This is a genomic window from Superficieibacter sp. 1612_C1, assembly GCF_015234305.1.
Lineage (GTDB): Bacteria > Pseudomonadota > Gammaproteobacteria > Enterobacterales > Enterobacteriaceae > Superficieibacter.
On the sequence record NZ_JADGMI010000006.1, the window covers coordinates 167150 to 186949 of the forward strand.

Annotated in this window: 21 protein-coding genes; 2 read left to right on the plus strand and 19 right to left on the minus strand. The window is 55.6% G+C overall.

Annotated features, from left to right (window positions below):
• Position 1 precedes the first annotated feature (1 nt).
• The 8 genes from INT84_RS19950 to INT84_RS19985 all read right to left on the minus strand — a co-directional run bounded on the left by INT84_RS19950 (position 2) and on the right by INT84_RS19985 (position 7131).
• The gene (locus tag INT84_RS19950; RefSeq protein ID WP_194208203.1) at positions 2-616 is read right to left on the minus strand and encodes a glutathione S-transferase N-terminal domain-containing protein; all 615 of its coding nucleotides are present in this window, start codon (positions 614-616) and stop codon (positions 2-4) included.
• Positions 613-1608, minus strand: a complete 996-nt coding sequence (locus INT84_RS19955) for an NAD(P)H-quinone oxidoreductase (RefSeq protein WP_194208204.1) — start codon at positions 1606-1608, stop codon at positions 613-615. The genes INT84_RS19950 and INT84_RS19955 overlap by 4 nt, the downstream gene beginning before the upstream one ends.
• Positions 1609-1614: 6 nt before the next feature.
• On the minus strand, positions 1615-2763 hold the full coding sequence (locus tag INT84_RS19960) for an ABC transporter ATP-binding protein (protein ID WP_194208205.1): 1149 nt from the start codon (positions 2761-2763) through the stop codon (positions 1615-1617).
• Positions 2764-2943: 180 nt separating this feature from the next.
• Complete coding sequence (gene argE / locus INT84_RS19965) at positions 2944-4098, minus strand: acetylornithine deacetylase (protein ID WP_228066373.1); 1155 nt, start codon at positions 4096-4098, stop codon at positions 2944-2946.
• Between the two features lie 18 nt (positions 4099-4116).
• Positions 4117-4791, minus strand: a complete 675-nt coding sequence (locus INT84_RS19970) for a DUF1028 domain-containing protein (RefSeq protein ID WP_194208206.1) — start codon at positions 4789-4791, stop codon at positions 4117-4119.
• A 3-nt stretch (positions 4792-4794) separates the two neighbouring features.
• A complete protein-coding gene (locus INT84_RS19975) occupies positions 4795-5229 on the minus strand; it encodes a RidA family protein (RefSeq protein ID WP_176919339.1) in 435 nt (144 codons plus the stop codon).
• A gap of 182 nt (positions 5230-5411) precedes the next feature.
• Positions 5412-6365 (minus strand): nucleotidyl transferase AbiEii/AbiGii toxin family protein, encoded by a 954-nt coding sequence (locus tag INT84_RS19980; RefSeq protein ID WP_194208207.1) that lies wholly within the window; start codon positions 6363-6365, stop codon positions 5412-5414.
• Positions 6358-7131 carry a type IV toxin-antitoxin system AbiEi family antitoxin gene (locus tag INT84_RS19985; RefSeq protein ID WP_194208208.1) on the minus strand — a complete coding sequence of 258 codons (774 nt, stop codon included), beginning with the start codon at positions 7129-7131 and terminating at the stop codon, positions 6358-6360. The genes INT84_RS19980 and INT84_RS19985 overlap by 8 nt, the downstream gene beginning before the upstream one ends.
• Positions 7132-7482: 351 nt before the next feature.
• Here INT84_RS19985 and mutS point away from each other — a divergent pair, with 351 nt between their 5' ends.
• The gene (gene mutS / locus INT84_RS19990; protein ID WP_194208209.1) at positions 7483-10044 is read left to right on the plus strand and encodes a DNA mismatch repair protein MutS; all 2562 of its coding nucleotides are present in this window, start codon (positions 7483-7485) and stop codon (positions 10042-10044) included.
• A 218-nt stretch (positions 10045-10262) separates the two neighbouring features.
• A complete protein-coding gene (gene pphB, locus INT84_RS19995; protein ID WP_194208210.1) occupies positions 10263-10919 on the plus strand; it encodes a protein-serine/threonine phosphatase in 657 nt (218 codons plus the stop codon).
• Positions 10920-10967: 48 nt separating this feature from the next.
• On the opposite strand, the gene rpoS is transcribed toward pphB, so the two are convergent.
• The 11 genes from rpoS to cysN all read right to left on the minus strand — a co-directional run bounded on the left by rpoS (position 10968) and on the right by cysN (position 19797).
• Positions 10968-11960, minus strand: a complete 993-nt coding sequence (gene rpoS, locus INT84_RS20000) for an RNA polymerase sigma factor RpoS (protein WP_103675254.1) — start codon at positions 11958-11960, stop codon at positions 10968-10970.
• A 59-nt stretch (positions 11961-12019) separates the two neighbouring features.
• Positions 12020-13165: a murein hydrolase activator NlpD gene (gene nlpD, locus INT84_RS20005; protein WP_194208211.1), complete on the minus strand. Its 1146-nt coding sequence runs from the start codon at positions 13163-13165 to the stop codon at positions 12020-12022.
• A gap of 121 nt (positions 13166-13286) precedes the next feature.
• A complete protein-coding gene (locus tag INT84_RS20010; protein WP_176919345.1) occupies positions 13287-13913 on the minus strand; it encodes a protein-L-isoaspartate(D-aspartate) O-methyltransferase in 627 nt (208 codons plus the stop codon).
• Positions 13910-14668 (minus strand): 5'/3'-nucleotidase SurE, encoded by a 759-nt coding sequence (gene surE, locus INT84_RS20015; RefSeq protein WP_194208212.1) that lies wholly within the window; start codon positions 14666-14668, stop codon positions 13910-13912. Before surE ends, INT84_RS20010 begins: the two co-directional genes overlap by 4 nt.
• Positions 14649-15698 (minus strand): tRNA pseudouridine(13) synthase TruD, encoded by a 1050-nt coding sequence (truD, locus tag INT84_RS20020; protein ID WP_194208213.1) that lies wholly within the window; start codon positions 15696-15698, stop codon positions 14649-14651. The genes surE and truD overlap by 20 nt, the downstream gene beginning before the upstream one ends.
• On the minus strand, positions 15695-16174 hold the full coding sequence (ispF, locus tag INT84_RS20025; protein WP_176919348.1) for a 2-C-methyl-D-erythritol 2,4-cyclodiphosphate synthase: 480 nt from the start codon (positions 16172-16174) through the stop codon (positions 15695-15697). The genes truD and ispF overlap by 4 nt, the downstream gene beginning before the upstream one ends.
• Positions 16174-16884: a 2-C-methyl-D-erythritol 4-phosphate cytidylyltransferase gene (ispD, locus tag INT84_RS20030; protein ID WP_194208214.1), complete on the minus strand. Its 711-nt coding sequence runs from the start codon at positions 16882-16884 to the stop codon at positions 16174-16176. Before ispD ends, ispF begins: the two co-directional genes overlap by 1 nt.
• Positions 16885-16902: 18 nt before the next feature.
• Positions 16903-17214, minus strand: a complete 312-nt coding sequence (ftsB, locus tag INT84_RS20035) for a cell division protein FtsB (protein ID WP_176919350.1) — start codon at positions 17212-17214, stop codon at positions 16903-16905.
• A gap of 175 nt (positions 17215-17389) precedes the next feature.
• Positions 17390-17713, minus strand: coding sequence for a DUF3561 family protein (locus INT84_RS20040; protein ID WP_176919351.1), 324 nt, complete (start codon positions 17711-17713; stop codon positions 17390-17392).
• A gap of 51 nt (positions 17714-17764) precedes the next feature.
• On the minus strand, positions 17765-18370 hold the full coding sequence (gene cysC / locus INT84_RS20045; RefSeq protein WP_194208215.1) for an adenylyl-sulfate kinase: 606 nt from the start codon (positions 18368-18370) through the stop codon (positions 17765-17767).
• Positions 18370-19797: a sulfate adenylyltransferase subunit CysN gene (cysN, locus tag INT84_RS20050; protein WP_194208216.1), complete on the minus strand. Its 1428-nt coding sequence runs from the start codon at positions 19795-19797 to the stop codon at positions 18370-18372. The genes cysC and cysN overlap by 1 nt, the downstream gene beginning before the upstream one ends.
• Positions 19798-19800 lie beyond the last annotated feature (3 nt).

A 19800-nucleotide genomic window follows, 5' to 3' on the forward strand; every position in this document is an offset into this window, starting at 1 on the left:
CTTAAACATACGGACGGGTTGCGGCCATGGCCGGATGCGCATTGAAGACGGCGAACCAGGCGGCGGTCAGCGGATGGCTGGCGCGCCAGTTGAGTCCGGCAAAGCGGAAGTCGAGATAGCCGAGCGCGCAACCGATGGCAATGAGGCCAATATCCTCGGGCCGATCGCTAAAATCGCTGACCTGACTTTCAATGTCCGCCAGCGCGGCGGCGACTTTTTTCAGCTGTGCGTCCGCCCAGTCCTGCCACTGCTTCTCAGGCGGACGAGCGCTGAACTCGTAACGCGCCAGCAATGCCGCATCGATTAACCCATCGCCCAGCGCCTGCCGTGCCAGACTTCGCCAGAGCGCTTCTCCCTTTTGCGGGAATAAATCGCCCTGCCCACGCGCGTTGAGGTATTCGCAAATCACCCGGCTGTCATAAAGACAGAGGCCGCTTTCGGTGCGCAGCGCCGGTACTTTTGCCAGCGGATTAAACGCGGCGATACGGTCGTCGCGCACCACAGGATGCGCGGCGGAATCCAGCCGTTCTATTTCATCAGCCAGCCCCAGCACTGTCGCGCATACCATGACTTTGCGCACATACGCGGAGGTGGAAGCAAAAAAGAGCTGCATCATGAGGCCACCTGTAGGAGCACTTTGCCGATGTTGGCGTTGGCTTCCAGGATACGATGCGCGTCTGCGGCTTGTGCTAACGGTAGCGTTTGATGCAGGATCGGCGCGATTTTACCGGCGGCGATCAGCGGCAACAGATGTTTGCTGATGCACTGCGCCAGTCGCGTTTTCTCGGCGGCGCTTTTCGGGCGCAGCGTGGAAGAGGTCAGGCTCAGCCCTTTACGCATCACCAGTTGCAGATCGAGTTCAATCTTCGCCCCCTGCATAAAGGAAAGGCTGACGTGTCGCCCACCCGGCGCTAACACGCTCAGGTTGCGCGCCACGTAATCGCCCCCGACGTTATCCAGCACCACATCCACGCCGCGTCCCTGGGTTTCATCAACAATAACCGCAACGAAGTCTTCGCTATGGCGGTTGATGGCGCGCCAGACGCCAAGCTGGCGCAGTACCGCCACCTTCTCCGTGCCGCCCGCCGTCGCCACTACCCGCGCCCCGCACGCCTGCGCGCATTGAATGGCAAAGGTCCCCACGCCGCTGGCTGCACCGTGGATCAGCACGGTTTCCCCCGGCTGCAAACGACCCAGCTCAAACAGGTTATGCCACACGGTAAAAGCCGCTTCCGGCACGCCCGCCGCCTGCGCGAGCGGCAGGTTTTGCGGCACGGTTAAACAGAGATCGGCGCGTGCCACGCAGTAGTCGGCATAGCCGCCGCCGTTGAGCAGCGCCATCACCGGGGTGCCGACGGCGGGATAGTCAACACCCGCGCCCAGTGCCGCCACGGTGCCGGACACTTCCAGCCCCAGCACATCGGTTATCCCCGGCGGCAACGGCATACCGTTGCGCTGGAGGAGATCGGGACGGTTCACGCCCGCGCTTGCGACGCGGATCAGCACCTCACCTGCACCAGGCTGCGGCACCTTCCGCTGCACGAGTTCTAGCACCTCAGGGCCGCCCGGCTGGCGCGCAATTATTGCATTCATCATTTCAGGTATCATCAGCGCTTATTCCTGTTTCGCGACGCTAAACGCGCACACGCCTTCGTCATCAACATTGACGCCAACGAGGCTGCCGACGGGCCAGCGGGTCAGCGAATTCAGGCCGGACTGGCGGGCAAACAGCGCGGCGCTGCCAAGCGCGGGGGCATCAAGATGCACATCGACATGATCGCCCTGAAAGACATGAGCGATCACCGTAGCGCTGAACAGCGAGTGCGGGCTAAGCGGTGCCAGTTGAATGTTTTCCGGACGCACGTAGACGTCAAGGCGCTCGCCAATTGTGCCCTGTACGCGTTCTGCGGGCAGACGCAGCGCATTGCCGCCCACCTCCAGCATCGCTGCGCCGTCGCGCCCGGCGTAGCGCCCCGGCAGAATGTTCACATCGCCCACAAAGCCCGCGACAAACGGGTCCTGCGGATGACGATAAATCGCATCCGGCGTACCGATCTGCCGGACATGCCCCGCCGACATCACCACTACGCGATCGCTCATACTCAGCGCTTCCCCCTGATCGTGCGTCACAAACACGGTGGTGACGCCAAGCTTGCGCTGGATCGCTTTCAACTCAACCTGCATCGACAGGCGCAGGTTTTTATCCAGCGCGGAGAACGGTTCATCCAGCAGCAGCACTTTGGGGCGGATCACCAGCGCACGCGCCAGCGCCACGCGCTGTTGCTGACCACCCGACAGTTCGCGTGGCTTGCGATGGCCGTAACCAGCAAGCTTCACCAGCGCCAGCGCCTGCTCAACGCGTTCGGCGATCTCGGCTTTTGGCACGCCGCGCATCCGCAGGCCGTAGCCCACATTTTTCTCGACCGTCATATGCGGGAACAGGGCGTAGTTCTGAAATACAATGCCGATTTCACGCTGCCAGGGCGGGATATCCGTCACCAGATCGCCATCGATAAAGATCTCGCCGCCGTCCGCTTCAGCGAAACCCGCCATCAGATTCAGCAGCGTGGTCTTGCCGCAGCCTGAGGGGCCGAGCAGCGTAATAAATTCCCCTTCCGCAATCGTCAGGGAAATTTTGTGTAAGGCGATAGCGTCGCCAAAGCGTTTCAGTACGCCATCAAGCCTTACGGCAATGTTCGCGTTGTTCACGACCGGATGCAGCGTTTCGGGCTGCGGGAATGTGGTGACTTCTGCACTTACCATGGGATCTCCAGAAACGGGCTATCAAATGCTTGCCACCAGCATACGGCGTAAGTGCGCATCACGCGGTTAGTGCTTCCTGAAGCTGGCGTTTGGAAAAGGTAAAGCAGAGCGAAAAGAAGAAGCCGTACGGGCGGAGGGCGGCCCGGGGCGCGCCCTGTGGTGATTTCTGTTGCGATCATTTCACGCTTTTTGACACATCCACGCGGCGAGTCGGCGCAAAAGAGCATCGCAGGCGTCCAGCTGTTCGACAGTAATGAACTCATCGGGTTTGTGACCCTGAGCCATACTGCCCGGCCCACATATCACGCTGGGGATGCCAGCCTGATGGAATAATCCGCCTTCCGTCCCGAATGCAACGGTGCTGAAGACCTCAGAACCGGTAAGATGGGCAAGCAGCCGCGCGGCGGCGCTGTGTGCCGCAGTGTATAAAGCGGGATAACCGCTGATGGGAAAAAAGCGGATCGCGGTATCGCGATTGACAGCGTGCATCTGCGGCAGTAGCTCGCGCTGCGCGTAGCATTCCAGCTCCCCGGCCACCGTCTGCGCGTCATCCTGCGGCAGCGTGCGCACTTCAAAGTCAAACACACAGTCGGCGGGCACGATATTCAGCGCCCGACCGCCCTGGATCACGCCGGTTTGCACGGTGGTAAAAGGCGGGTCAAAACGCGCATCCTGCCGTTCCGGCGCAGCCAGCCGTTGTCCCATCAGCGTAAGATGGTGGATAAGCTTCGCGGCATATTCAATGGCATTAACACCCTGCGGCGCATAGGCCGAATGACAGGCCGCGCCCTGCACTTCACAGCGAACGGCAAGCTTGCCCTTGTGACCAACCACCGGCTTTAATTCAGTGGGTTCACCAATCAGGCAGATATCGGGCTTTTCCGGGCGACGGGACAGCGCGTCCAGCAAGTTACGCACGCCAAGGCATCCCACTTCCTCATCATACGAAATCGCCAGATGTAGCGGTTGCGCCAGCGGCTGCGCAAGAAAATGCGGCACCGCCGCCAGTACGCAGGCGATAAAGCCTTTCATGTCCGCGGTGCCGCGGCCGTACAGTTTGCCGTCTCGCTCGGTCAGAGCAAAGGGAGGAACGCTCCAGCTCTGCCCGTCAACCGGCACGACATCGCTGTGGCCGGACAGCATAACGCCGCCGCTCCCTGCCGGGCCGAACCGTGCATAAAGATTGGCTTTGCTGTGCTCGTCGTTGTGAATAAGCTCGCAGTTGACGCCGAGTTCGGTTAAGTAGTCCCGGACAAAATCAATCAGCGCCAGGTTAGATTCACGGCTGGTGGTATCAAATGCCACCAGTTGCTCCAGCAGTTCGCGACTGGTCATTATCAGCTCTCCTTGCGGTTATTCGTCGCCCGGCACGCCGTAACCCGGCGCGCTGCGAGGATCGAGAGCACGGGTTATATAGTCCTGCATCTGCGGTTTATAGGCTTGCCAGAGCAGGTTGAGTTCATCAATGGGATCGGCGTCACTCCAGTCGACGCGCAAATCAACAATCGGCCAGACCGGAGAATCCACAATCGACAGCGCCGCCGAATGCACCGGCCCGGCCTCCCCACCAACGTTCAGGCCCGCCTGCATCGCGGCAATGAGCCTGTCAGCAAGATGCCCCGAATGTTGTTCGAAGGCGTTCACCATCGCGGTAATCACCTCCGGACTCGCCAGCATATTGCCCGCCGCCACGCAGTTTTCCCCGGACAGCGCGTGGTGAACGCCCAGCGTCTTTTCGCCGCTGTAGAACGCGCTTTGGCCATCGGGCGTCATGACGGTGACCTGCCGGTAGATGAAATAGTCATCCGTCTCCAGCCCACTTTTCAGCGCGGTTTCGGCATGCTCGCCCTGCTGTAAACGATCAAGAATGCGTGACCCCAGCGCCGGTAAGGTAATGTTTTGGGTTGATACCGCGCCGACCTTGCTGCGCAGCCAGGGACAGCGTGCGCCCACCGCGATGCTGGAAGAACTAATTGCGATACCCATCTGCCCGGTGTGCGCGCAGCGTCCAATAATCGAAAACGTCATGATTTATACTCCTGCTGGTGGCTGCCATTCGTCCGGGATCACGGCGATAACATCAATTTCCATCAGCCACTGCGGCTGTCCCAGCCCGGAAATGACCAGCCCGGTGGAGATCGGAAACACGCCCTTCAGCCACTTGCCAACGACCTGATAAACCGGCTCGCGGTAGCGGGGGTCGATGATATAGGTGGTCGTTTTAACGATGTGTGACAGATCGCTGCCCGCCTCTTCCAGCAGCTGTTTAACGTTCTTCATCGCCTGCTCTGCCTGCGCAGCCGGATCGCCAAGCCCCACCAGGTTGCCTTCGAAGTCGGTGCCAATCTGACCACGAACGTAAACGGTATTGCCTGCACGAACCGCCTGGCAAAGATCGTTATCCAGCGACTGATTCGGGTAGGTTTCTTTGGTATTAAATTTGCGAATGCGGGTATGTGTGCTCATGTCTGCCTGCCTGGATAATGGGTTCCCCGCAAGGTATACCTTCTCAGGCGCGACAAACAAAACAGCATAATCTGAGGCGTTAGTTTAGAAAATGCGAATACGGTTTTGACTGTGTCTTAGCCAGGACTTTTATAAATAGGCATTGATAGATCGGTGCACGCAGTTTACAAAAGAAATCATAGTTAAACCAAAGGTGAATCTATATAAAAAATTATAAACAACTTTATCCAGTCAGCAAGAACCGTCTCAAGCTTCGCCGACGCTTGAACATGTTTCTCTTTTGCTATCCGGCCAATATTTTGTAGCTTCCATTTAACCGCAGGGAGATGCTGAATCTGTTCTTCAGGAGCCAGGCTCCAGTTTGGTTGACCATTTTTGAAAGACATTAAAAAATCATAATCCCGCTGGGTGAAGTGTTTTTTAAGAGCAGTAACCATGAGTTTGGGTATCGCATTAAGTTCTTCCAGAGAGACCGCATCAAATGTCATTCCCTTAAATTCATTCACATATAGTTCAGAAATATCTTTCCAGCGCGGATTTAGTACTTCCGATAATGGGCGTGGATGTCCCAGTAGATAGGTGATGAATCCATTAAAAATGCGGCGATCAATCCCTTGCGTTTCGAGCAGATTTTTGACGTCATAAAAATCTCGGGGGTGTTGCCTGTCCATCGCAGCGCAAAGCTTGCCTCCATAGAGATCGGCAAGTGAGACAACCTGAATAGTAGCAAAACCGAACTCATCTTCTACGGCTTCAATAACATCACGTTCTTCTGGAGGATAAAGCGTTCCTCTCGCAACAGGCGAAACTTCTATCTTTATCTGCGCCTGCTGAGAGGAAACAACAATGCGCATTTCATCAGTATTATTCGTTTGTAGCACCGCCGAAATGCCCGCCTGTTGTTGCAGTATAGTAGCGATACGCATTAAGGCAGCCCGAACATGAGGTAACGCCACCTCTCTACTTTCCAGCGGAATGAAAGCCAAATCGATATCAACCGATAAACGGGGAAAATCACGAACAAACAAGTTTATCGCCGTCCCACCTTTTAGTGCAAAGCATCGCTCAGATGCCACAATCGGTAATGCATTGAGCAGCAACGCAACTTGCCGATAATAAGGTGATTGCTTATCCATGCGAGGTCCCTTTACTAACAAAACTCTCAGGAACAGTGATCTGATATTTTTGGTCCAGCTTGCCACCGGATACGATTTGACGTTTCCCGGCTCCCAAATCAATATTAGTTTTATCTATTCGCTTAACCCATGCATGGCCATAGTGCTCGGCCAGAAACAGGTAAAGACGATTAGTTTGTACAGCTCTACTGGCTTGCAATAATACTTCGACTTTACGTGGACTCAGATTTACCAGTCCCTGAAACAGTTCTGCTGCATGCTCAAATGAAAGCGAACCAGGCACTGCATTAGCAATTTCGTAAGCAGCTAATTCTGATACACTCGCTTTAAGCCGCTGTCCCTTAATTTCTATCTCTGTCAGATACTTTTCGTCATGCATATTGAGCTTCTGATTAGAAACTACATGCCACTCGACATTGGGAAATTCTTTGAACCACTTTGGTAATGACGTTTTATCTTTTACGCAGAGCCAAATTATCTGTCGCGTTAAGTGAAGGTAGTGAGACCGCCCCTGCCAGGTCAAGCTAGTAAGCCCTGCCAGATGTACAGAGATCCCCAACTGATTTTGCAGGCACAGGACAGCATCATTCCACTGAGGTTCACGCCCACTCCGGACGTATACCCCAGCACGCAACTTTTGTAACCAATCGCTATGTCTGTACTTATTGGCTAAAGAAGGACTGATGCCGTGTTTTGTCAGCCAGGACTGTAACACCAGGGCACCCGGCGTAGTGTTCTGCAAAAGCCAGTTTAATTTTGATGACATAATAACACTATTGGTTTAATAATATGATGAATAGTAAACTACCCGATTGATGATATGTCAATATGCAAGAAGTAAGCCCAACGACACTACAGGGTATGGCTGAGCATACCGAACTGCCAGCGATAAAGAAATCAATGAGATAACCGAATATGAGCTTGCCTTCATTGCCAGGCTTCAGCCTTTTTACCGCCTCAAACAATAAAGGCTTTGCCTCTTGTTTTCCTGCCAGAAAGACTCCGTTATTATGCTCCCAGCGTATTTATAAAAAACCAATGAGACAACGTGAAACCCAATAAGAACAACAACCATCACTAACTCATTAAAATTTAAGAAAATGGACATCATAAGCCGATGAGTACACCAGAGAATTTCGACGCCCATACCCCCATGATGCAGCAGTATCTTAAGCTGAAAGCTCAGCATCCGGATATTCTGCTGTTTTACCGGATGGGTGACTTTTACGAACTGTTTTATGACGATGCGAAACGAGCCTCGCAGCTCATGGATATCTCGCTGACCAAACGTGGAGCTTCCGCCGGAGAGCCCATTCCGATGGCGGGAGTACCGCACCACGCGGTAGAAAACTATCTGGCGAAGCTGGTCAATCTTGGCGAGTCGGTGGCGATTTGTGAGCAGATCGGCGATCCGGCGACCAGTAAAGGGCCGGTGGAACGCAAGGTTGTGCGCATCGTCACCCCTGGCACGATCAGCGATGAAGCCCTGTTGCAGGAGCGTCAGGATAACCTGCTGGCCGCTATCTGGCAGGACAGCAAAGGCTTTGGCTATGCCACTATGGATATCAGTTCCGGTCGTTTTCGTCTCAGCGAGCCGATGGATCGGGAAACGATGGCGGCTGAGCTTCAGCGCACCAATCCTGCGGAGCTGCTGTATGCCGAAGATTTTGCCGAGCTGTCGCTGATTGAAGGCCGCCGTGGTTTGCGACGTCGTCCGCTGTGGGAGTTTGAAATTGATACCGCTCGCCAGCAGCTTAATTTGCAGTTTGGCACCCGCGATCTGATTGGTTTCGGCGTCGAGAATGCGCCGCGTGGCCTTTGCGCCGCAGGTTGCCTGCTGCAATATGTAAAAGACACTCAGCGCACCGCCCTGCCCCATATTCGTTCTATCACCATGGAGCGTCAGCAGGACAGCATCATTATGGATGCCGCCACGCGCCGCAATCTGGAGATCACCCAGAATCTTGCCGGTGGCGTGGATAATACCCTGGCGTCGGTGCTTGACCGTACCGTCACCCCGATGGGCAGCCGCATGCTGAAACGCTGGCTGCATATGCCGGTGCGCGATACCCGCACGTTAACCGATCGCCAGCAGACCATCGGCGCGCTTCAGCCGTATACTGGCGAGCTGCAACCGGTGCTGCGTCAGGTCGGCGATCTGGAACGTATTCTGGCGCGTCTGGCGCTGCGCACCGCCCGTCCGCGTGATTTAGCGCGGATGCGCTACGCTTTTCAGCAGCTTCCTGAACTGCGCAGTCAGCTTGAGAGCGTTGACAGCGCCCCGGTGCAGGTTCTGCGGGAAAAAATGGGCGAGTTCAGCGAACTGCGCGACTTGCTGGAGCGGGCGATCATTGAAGCGCCGCCGGTACTGGTCCGCGATGGCGGGGTGATTGCGCCAGGTTACAACGCTGAGCTGGACGAGTGGCGTGCGCTGGCCGACGGGGCGACCGATTATCTGGATCGGCTGGAGATCCGCGAACGTGAACGTACCGGCCTTGATACGTTGAAAGTCGGGTTTAACGCCGTCCACGGTTACTACATTCAGATTAGCCGCGGGCAGAGTCATCTGGCCCCCATCAACTACGTTCGTCGTCAGACGCTGAAAAACGCTGAGCGCTATATCATCCCTGAGCTGAAGGAGTACGAAGACAAGGTTCTCACCTCCAAAGGCAAAGCGCTGACGCTGGAAAAACAGCTTTATGATGAGCTGTTCGACCTGCTGCTTCCGCATCTGGCCGATTTACAGCAAAGTGCCACCGCACTGGCCGAACTGGACGTTCTGGTCAATCTGGCCGAACGTGCCGAGACGTTGAACTACTGCTGTCCGACGTTCGGTGACAAACCGGGCGTCCGTATTGAAGAAGGGCGTCATCCGGTGGTTGAACAGGTGCTGAATACGCCCTTTATCGCTAACCCGCTGAACCTGTCTGCACAGCGCCGGATGCTCATCATCACCGGCCCGAATATGGGCGGTAAAAGTACCTATATGCGTCAAACTGCGCTGATTGCGCTGCTGGCGTATATCGGCAGCTATGTGCCGGCGCAAAAGGTAGAGATTGGTCCAATAGACCGTATCTTCACCCGCGTGGGGGCAGCGGACGACCTGGCGTCTGGCCGCTCGACCTTTATGGTCGAGATGACCGAAACGGCCAATATTCTGCATAACGCAACCGAAAACAGTCTGGTCCTGATGGATGAAATCGGCCGTGGCACCTCTACCTACGACGGTCTGTCGCTGGCGTGGGCCTGTGCAGAGAATCTGGCAAACCACATTAAATCGCTGACCCTGTTTGCTACCCACTATTTCGAGCTGACTCAGCTTCCGGAAAAAATGGAAGGCGTCGCCAACGTCCATCTTGATGCGCTGGAGCACGGCGACACCATCGCCTTTATGCACAGCGTGCAGGACGGCGCGGCAAGCAAAAGTTACGGTCTGGCGGTAGCCGCCCTCGCAGGCGTGCCAAAAGAGGTGATTAAGCGCGCGCGGCAAAAACTGCGCGAACTGGAGAGCCTCTCTCCAAATGCGGCGGCCACCCAGGTTGATGGCACGCAGATGTCGCTGCTGGCTCCCGCCGAGGAAACCAGCCCGGCGGTGGAAGCGCTGGAAAACCTTGATCCGGATACGCTGACGCCGCGTCAGGCGCTGGAATGGATTTATCGGTTGAAGAGCCTGGTGTAAACGACAGCCCGGTGGCTGAGGTCATCGGGCTGGCAATAGCTGATAAGTGAAATGTGGCTATATAGTGACATTTACACTTTCTGCTGTGTAATGTCGCTATACAGCAACAATATAATAATTCTGGCTAACTGTTATCGGTTTAAAAGCAAGGGGAATCAGCGGCAAAAAAAGCGTGAAATGTTATAATACCAGCCTGTTTCACGTTCATCGGAAATTCCATGTCCTCTGTACGCTACCATAAAATCAATTCATCAGACTGGCAGCATATCTGGGTCGTGGGTGATATCCACGGCTGCTATTCACTATTGCAATCGCGCCTCGCCGACATTGGTTTTTGCCGGGAAAAAGATTTGTTAATTTCCGTTGGCGATAATATCGATCGCGGTCCGGAAAATATGGACGTTTTGCGACTGCTTAACGAACCCTGGTTTATCTCAGTGATGGGGAATCATGAAGCGATGGCGCTGGAGGCCTTTGCCACGCAGGATGGCAATATGTGGCTGGGTAATGGCGGAGCATGGTTTTTCGATCTGACGCAAGAAGAACAGCAAGAAGCGATAACGTTGCTTTTAACGTTTCACCAGCGGCCTCACATTATTGAAGCCGAAAATGAAAGCGGCAGGTATGTTATTGCTCATGCAGACTATCCGGCAACGCATTACCAATCTGGAAAGACGGTGGATATTAATGGTGTTTTATGGTCAGTAGAGCGCATTCTCAGATCGCTGGAAGGAAACAGTGAAATAATAGGTGGGGCCGATCATTTCATTTTCGGCCATATGATCTTCGACCATATTCAACTATTTGCTAATCAACACTATATTGATACTGGCTCGGCAAAATCAGGTAAGCTTGCCTTCTATCGGTTGCAATAGATAATAAAAAAGGCCACTCCTCAGAGTGGCCTTTTAGAACAACATTCTTTACTCGCGGAACAGCGCTTCGATATTCAGCCCCTGTGCCTGAAGGATCTCACGCAGACGGCGCAGCCCTTCAACCTGGATCTGACGAACGCGTTCACGTGTCAGGCCAATTTCGCGGCCCACATCTTCAAGCGTTGCAGCTTCATAACCCAGCAGACCGAAACGACGCGCCAGCACTTCACGCTGTTTGGCGTTCAGTTCGAACAGCCATTTAACGATGCTCTGTTTCATATCATCGTCTTGCGTGGTGTCTTCCGGGCCGTTGTCTTTTTCATCGGCCAGGATATCCAGCAGCGCTTTTTCGGAATCACCACCCAGCGGGGTGTCTACCGAGGTAATGCGCTCGTTGAGACGCAGCATACGGCTTACGTCATCAACCGGTTTGTCCAGCTGTTCGGCAATCTCTTCCGCACTCGGCTCGTGGTCCAGCTTATGGGACAGTTCACGCGCGGTACGCAGATAAACGTTCAGCTCTTTCACAATATGAATCGGCAGACGAATGGTACGGGTTTGGTTCATGATCGCCCGTTCAATCGTCTGACGGATCCACCACGTCGCGTAGGTTGAGAAGCGGAAACCACGTTCCGGGTCAAATTTCTCAACCGCACGGATCAGCCCCAGGTTGCCCTCTTCAATCAGATCCAGCAGCGCCAGACCACGATTACCATAACGACGGGCAATTTTCACGACCAGACGCAGGTTACTTTCAATCATGCGACGACGTGAGGCGACATCTCCGCGCAGTGCGCGACGGGCGAAGTAAACTTCTTCTTCCGCTGTTAATAAAGGAGAATAACCAATTTCTCCGAGGTAAAGCTGTGTCGCGTCAAGTACACGTTGTGTAGCGCCTTGCGATAACAGTTCTTCCTCTGCCAGGTCGTTATCACTAGGTTCCTCAACAACTAAGGCTTTTTCATCAAAAGCCTCTACTCCATTCTCATCAAATTGCGCGTCTTCATTTAAATCATGAACTTTCAGCGTATTCTGACTCATAAGGTGGCTCCTACCCGTGATCCCTGGACGACACACACTGGTTAGTGTATCCCGCCTGATTATCGCTGCGGTAAGTAACGCAGCGGGTTTACGGATTTCCCCTTGTAACGAATTTCAAAATGTAAACGTGTAGAACTGGTTCCAGTGCTACCCATGGTAGCTATTTTCTGCCCCGCCTTGACCTCTTGTTGCTCCCGGACCAGCATTGTATCGTTATGGGCGTAGGCACTCAGGTAATCATCGTTATGTTTGATGATGATTAGATTACCGTAACCGCGCAGGGCGTTCCCGGCGTATACAACACGACCATCTGCGGTCGCGATGATAGCCTGACCTTTGCTACCTGCGATATCGATCCCTTTATTGCCGTTTTCGGTGGCAGAGAAGTTTTCGATAATGTTGCCATCAGTCGGCCAGCGCCAGGTGGAGATAGGCGAGCTGGTGGTCGTGCTGCTGGCTGTCGGCTCAGTTGTGCTAACGGTAGATGGGGCCGTAACAGGTGCCGTGACGGGTGTGCTCGTCGGGCGGTTGTTAGGCAACATTTTGTTAGCACTTTGTTCACCTGAGTCCTCAGAATATGTAATTGTTGGCTGGGATGCAACAGGCACGGTTGAATTCTGTTCAGGTTTTAAGACAATTCCTTGTGCATTTGCGTCCGCCTGCGTCACCGCGTTGCCGCCGGTGATTGGCGTACCGGAGGAATTGCCCACCTGGAGCACCTGTCCGACATTGAGGGCATACGGTGCCGCCACGTTGTTGCGCTGCGCCAGATCGCGGAAATCGTTCCCGGTCACCCACGCAATATAGAACAGGGTGTCGCCGCGCTTAACGGTATAGGTACTGCCGCCGGTATAGCTGCCTTTAGGGATATTGCCGTATTTGCGGTTGTAAACAATACGGCCGTTTTCAACCTGTACATTTTGTTGAGCAACAGGTTGCGTCGGCATGGTTTGCGGCTGTACGGGTTGCACTGGCTGAACAGGCTGGATCTGCGGCGTTTGCGGTGCCGGAGTTGAATTGCCCATTTTGGGCGGCGGCGTGATGAGCATCCCGGAATCTGCACTTGAGGTGCCGGACGCGTTTCCGCCAACAGAACTTACGGGTGCCGGGGTACTGTCCGAATTACCGCAGCCTGCCAGACAAAGTGAAATCAGTGATAATGCCGCCACGCGGCTTACGGTGAATGTTGGGCTTCCCGTGCTCATTTATCCCCCAGGAATAGGTTAACTACCAGTGACTTAAACCGTGCAAGGCAGCGGCGTGAACACTGAAAACAGGTTCACCATACGCTGAAATCTCATGAAATAACCAGGATAAATCCGGGTCTCAGGCCAGTTCCCCTTTGACCAGAGGAACAAAGCGCACTGCCTCAACGGTATCAATAATAAATTCATCGCCCCGTCGGCACACCCGCTTCAGATACTGGTGTTCATCGCCAACGGGCAATACAAGTACGCCACCATCAGCCAACTGTGACATCAATGCCGCAGGAATTTCAGGCGGTGCGGCCGTCACGATGATGGCGTCAAAAGGCGCACGCGCGTGCCAGCCTTGCCAGCCATCGCCATGACGGGTGGAGACATTATGCAGATCGAGCTGTTTCAGGCGACGCCGTGCGTGCCATTGCAGGCTTTTAATCCGTTCAACGGAACAGACGTGATGGACAAGATGCGCGAGGATCGCCGTCTGATACCCGGAGCCGGTGCCGACTTCCAGCACCCGGCATTCCGGCGTCAGTTCCAGCAGTTCGGTCATTCTGGCGACCATGTAAGGCTGAGAAATCGTCTGTCCTTGGCCGATAGGCAGCGCGACGTTCTCCCACGCCTGATGTTCAAACGCTTCATCGATAAACTTTTCACGCGGAACCAGAGCGATGGCCTCAAGCACATGCTCATCTTTTATTCCCTGAGTACGTAGTTGATCGAGAAGGCTCTGAACGCGTTTGCTTATCATGACGTGCCTGCTCCTGCCCGCGTTAGCCAGTCAGAAACGACGTCACGCGCGCTGTGCGCGGTTAAATCCACGTGCAGCGGTGTGACGGAAACATAGCCCTCATCTACCGCAGCGAAGTCCGTCTCCGGGCCCGCATCAAATTTTTCGCCGGGCGGGCCGATCCAGTACAGGACGTTGCCGCGCGGATCTTCCTGCGGGATCACCTGATCGGCCGGATGGCGGCTGCCGCAGCGGGTCACGCGAAAGCCTTTGATTTGATCTAAAGGCAGATCCGGCACGTTGATATTGAGAATGCGCCCGGTGCGCAGCGGCTCACGGCTGAGCGCGCGCAGCAGCGTACAGGTTACCGCCGCCGCGGTATCGTAGTGTTTATGGCCGTTCAGTGAGACGGCGAGCGCGGGAAAGCCAAGGTGACGCCCTTCCATCGCCGCCGCGACGGTGCCGGAGTAGATCACATCGTCGCCAAGATTCGGCCCGGCGTTGATGCCTGAGACCACCACGTCCGGGCGCGGGCGCATCAGCGCATTCACGCCCAGATAAACGCAGTCTGTCGGCGTGCCCATCTGGACCGCAATATCACCGTTTTCATACGCGAAGGTACGCAGCGATGATTCCAGCGTCAGCGAGTTTGATGCGCCGCTGCGATTACGATCGGGGGCCACCACCTGCACTTCGGCAAATTCACGCAGCGCTTTCGCCAGCGTCTGAATGCCTGGTGCGTGGATGCCGTCATCGTTACTCAGCAATATTCGCATAATCACCTGAAGTGTTAATAAGTTCTCTGACCACGCTGGTGGCAAAGCTGCCTGCCGGAAGCCAGAAGCGTAATTCTACGGTCACGTCATCCCACCAGTTCCAGTTCATTTGCTGCGGATAGAGCAGCATGGCGCGCCGTGAAGCCTCGACTTTTTCACGCATTAGCAACTGCTGTAATAGCGTTTCTTCTGCAATAGCGGCCTGCTCAAAGGCCAGCGCCTCGCGCTGCGTGCCCCATTCGCCGCTACCGGGCAGGGACGCCGTGATCATCAGCTCGTGGTTATCCACGCGGGACTGAAGTTCGGCCTGTTCTTCAGAGGCGGCCACGAACCAGCTCCCGCGCCCCGCTAATTGTAGCGCATCGCCGTCAACAACTTGATTAAAGTCTGGTTTTTTCAAACGCGTGCTGACTATCTGATTAAACAACGCACTACGGGCTGCCGACAACCAAAAACTGCGTTTATTCCGATCGCGGACCGGTCCGCCGCTTTGTGCCCAGCGTAATGCCCCCTGAAGATTGCTGCCGCCGATGCCAAAACGCTGTACGCCAAAATAGTTAGGCACGCCTGCGCTCTGAATTGCCCGTAAACGCTGTTCGACGTTGTCGCGCTGCGAGACTTCACGCAGGATCAGCGTGAAGTAGTTGCCCTTTAGCGCCCCGAGGCGCAGCTTACGTTTGTGACGGGCGTACTCCAGCACCTGACAGCCTTCGAGCTGAAAGGCGCTGAGATCCGGCATCTCTTTGCCAGGAACGCGGGCGCATAGCCACTGTTCCGTCACCGCCTGCTTATCTTTTTGCCCGGCAAAGCTGACGTCGCGCGCCGGAACGTTAAGAAATTTCGCCAGCGCATCGGCAACAAAACGCGTGTTGCAGCCGTTTTTCAGGATCCGCACGAGGACGTGCTCGCCCTCACCGTCCGGCGCAAAACCGAGATCTTCGACTACCAGAAAATCCTCCGGGCTGGCTTTCAGCAGCCCCTGCCCCTGCGGCTTACCGTGCAGATACGTCAGATTTTCGACGTCGATCATTTGGCCGCCTTATGCAACAGCGCCACCGCCTCACAGGCGATGCCTTCGCCACGGCCAGTGAAGCCCAGTTTTTCCGTAGTAGTCGCTTTGACGTTGACATCATCCATATGGCAGCCGAGATCTTCGGCGATGAAAATGCGCATTTGCGGGATATGCGGCAGCATTTTTGGGGCCTGGGCAATGATGGTGACGTCAACGTTACCAAGCGTGTAGCCTTTCGCCTGGATCCGTCGCCACGCCTCGCGCAGCAGTTCACGGCTGTCAGCGCCTTTGAATGCCGGATCGGTATCCGGGAACAGTTTGCCGATATCGCCCAGCGCCGCCGCACCGAGCAGCGCATCGGTCAGGGCATGGAGTGCAACATCACCATCAGAGTGGGCCAGCAGCCCTTTTTCGTAAGGGACGCGTACGCCGCCAATGATAATCGGGCCTGCGCCGCCGAAAGCGTGCACATCAAAACCGTGTCCAATTCGCATTATGTCTGCTCCTGGTGGTGAAATCGGGTGAGATAAAACTCGGCAAGCGCCAGATCTTCCGGGCGGGTCACTTTGATATTATCCGCGCGGCCGGGGATCAGTTCGGGATGGAAACCACAGTATTCCAGCGCAGAGGCTTCATCGGTAATAACAGCGCCTTCATCCAGCGCGCGGGTCAGGCAGTCGGTTAACAGCTCTCGGGGAAAGAATTGCGGCGTCAGCGCATGCCAGAGATCGTTGCGATCGACGGTGTGGGCGATGGCCGGTTTCCCCGGCTCACCACGCTTCATGGTGTCGCGCACTGGCGCGGCAAGGATCCCTCCCACGCGGCTGGTTTCGCTGAGCGCGAGCAGGCGATTCAGATCGTCCTGACACAGACAGGGACGTGCGGCGTCATGCACCAGCACCCAGCGGGCGTCGCCCGCGGCCTTCAGGCCAGCCAGTACGGAATCGGCGCGCTCGCTACCGCCGTCGACAACGGTAATTTGTGGATGGTTCGCCAGCGGCAACTGCTGAAAGCGCGTATCGCCAGGCGTCACGGCGATGATAACGCGCAGCACGCGAGGATGCGCCAGCAGCGCCGCCACCGCGTGTTCGAGAATCGTTTTGTTACCAATTGAGAGGTATTGTTTCGGGCACTCCGTCTGCATGCGGCGGCCAAACCCGGCTGCCGGAACCACGGCGCAAACGCCCGGAAAAGTTGCTGCCATCTTGCGTTCCTGGGCCTGTTATCGGTTATTTTGCCCTGCACTCAGATTGCGTTTAGACGCATCCGGCACCAGACGATAAAAGGTTTCGCCTGGTCGGGTCATACTCAGTTCATTACGCGCACGCTCTTCGATCGCTTCCTGACCACCGTTAAGATCGTCAATTTCCGCAAAGAGTTGATCGTTGCGCGCTTTTAATTTTGCGTTTGTGGTTTGCTGCACCTGGACATCATCGCTGACGCGGCTGTAATCATGTAATCCATTTTTGCCAAACCACAGCGAATACTGTAGCCAGACCAGTAAAGCCAGCAATATCAGCGTTAGTTTACCCATCCTGCCCCCTGAAAAACGGCATCATCATCCCATAACTCGCCCGAGGACTCTACCCCGGCGGCGGGCGACGCCGCATAACCGCGCCAAATGTACCATATTTTGCCCACAGGTAAGTATGCCACGTAACAGTGAGGCGAATTGCGTTGTTCAATCATAATTCAGCGTTGGGAAGACTCTACCCCATCAGCCACATAAACAGAATGCCAAACATCGCAATAACCGTTAGCGCCGTGGCGACAGAGGTATAGAGAAATTTGCCATTCAGCAGAGAATAAAGCGCGATACCGACGACGACAGCGACGGGCATCAGCGCCAGGAAGAAGGGCCAGGTGTAGAGGAAGAAAAACAGCGTATTAGGGCCATAAATCAAAAAGGGGATACCTGCCGCCAGCAGCCATGAGATAAACCCCACCACAGCCCCGGGAAAAGACCATGTGGTCTCTTCATCGGCCGTCAGCGACTCGGTCGTGGTGATGCTTAAATTTTGGCTATTGCGCATATCTAATCCCGTTGCCTGACCAACCGGACGATGGCTTCGTCCGGCGGCGTATCAGGATCTGATAATATCGCTCTGTCTCAGCAGGTCTAATAATCGGTTAACCAAATTTGTTACTAATTGTTCACCATCAAGGTGCATTTCCGGGCTTTCCGGTGCTTCGTAGACGGAATCAATGCCGGTAAAATGACGCAACTGCCCTGCCCGCGCCTTTTTGTATAGCCCTTTCGGATCGCGGGTTTCACAGATCGCCAGCGGCGTATCCACAAAGATTTCGAAGAAACGCCCTTCGCCCACCTGCTCGCGCACCATCTGCCGTTCAGCGCGGTGCGGCGAGATAAAGGCAGTCAGCACCACCAGACCAGCATCGACCATCAGCCGGGCGACTTCTCCCACACGGCGAATATTCTCTTTCCGATCCTCATCGCTGAAGCCGAGATCGCGGCAAAGCCCGTGGCGAACGTTGTCGCCGTCCAGCAGATAGGTGCTGACGCCCAGACGATGCAGCGCCTCTTCCAGCGCGCCCGCGACGGTGGATTTACCGGAGCCGGAGAGCCCGGTAAACCACAGCACCACGCCACGATGACCGTGGAGCTGCTCGCGCTGCGCCGCAGTCACCGGATGAGCGTGCCAGACGACATTGTCATCGTGCTGCGCCATTATTTGCCTCCCAGCAAATCACGCGCGCCCCAGTGCGGGAAGTGCTTACGCACCAGCGCGTTCATTTCCAGTTCGAAGGCGCTGTACTCAGACGGCACAGCAGTCTCCTGGGCATACGCTTCCTGCACCAGTCCGGCACCTACGGTAACGTTGGTGAGGCGATCGATAAAGATCATCCCGCCGGTCACCGGGTTATCCTGGTATTTGTCGAGCACCAGCGGCTCATCAAAGGTGAGATCCACCAGTCCGATACCGTTCAGCGGCAGATTTTCTGCGGCGTGCTGGGTCAGGTTATTGATATCGAACTGATGGCGAATCGCATCGACACGGGCGCGGGTTTTCTTGCCGGCAATTTTGATATCCAGACTTTGCCCCGCCGTCAGCGGCTGCTCGGTCATCCACACCACGTTGACCGAAGCGCGTTGTACCGCAGGCAACGACTCCTGCGCATCCAGCAACAGATCGCCACGGCTGATGTCGATTTCATCTTTCAGTACCAGCGTTATGGCCTCGCCCGCCGCCGCTTCTTCTAAATCTCCGTCAAAGGTAACGATGCGCGCCACGGCGGATTCCACGCCGGACGGCAGGACTTTGATCCGCTGACCAACTTTGACGATCCCGGAAGCGACCGTACCGGAATAACCGCGGAAATCGAGGTTTGGACGGTTAACGTACTGCACCGGGAAGCGCATCGGCTGCTGATCGACCACGCGCTGAATTTCTACGGTTTCCAGCACTTCCAGCAGCGTCGGGCCGCTGTACCACGGCATCTTACCGCTGGCACTGGCGACGTTATCGCCTTCCAGCGCCGACAGCGGTACAAAACGGATATCCAGATTGCCCGGCAGCTGCGCCGCGAACGTCAGATAATCTTCGCGGATGCGGTTAAAGGTCTCTTCGCTAAAGTCGACGAGATCCATCTTATTGATCGCCACCACCAGATGCTTAATCCCCAATAACGTGGAGATAAAGCTGTGGCGACGGGTCTGATCCAGTACGCCTTTACGCGCGTCGATCAGCAGGATCGCCAGATCGCAGGTGGATGCCCCGGTCGCCATATTGCGTGTGTACTGCTCGTGCCCCGGAGTGTCGGCGATAATAAATTTACGCTTTTCAGTGGAGAAATAGCGGTAGGCCACGTCAATGGTGATGCCCTGCTCGCGTTCGGCCTGTAGGCCGTCTACCAGCAGCGCCAGATCCAGCTTTTCGCCCTGGGTGCCGTGGCGTTTGCTGTCGTTATGCAGCGACGAGAGCTGATCTTCATAAATCTGTCGCGTGTCGTGCAGCAGACGGCCAATCAGCGTGCTTTTACCGTCGTCCACGCTGCCGCAGGTCAGGAAACGCAGCAGGCTTTTATACTGCTGAGCGTGCATCCAGGCTTCTACGCCGCCTTCGTTGGCAATCTGTTGCGCAATTGTCGTATTCATGGC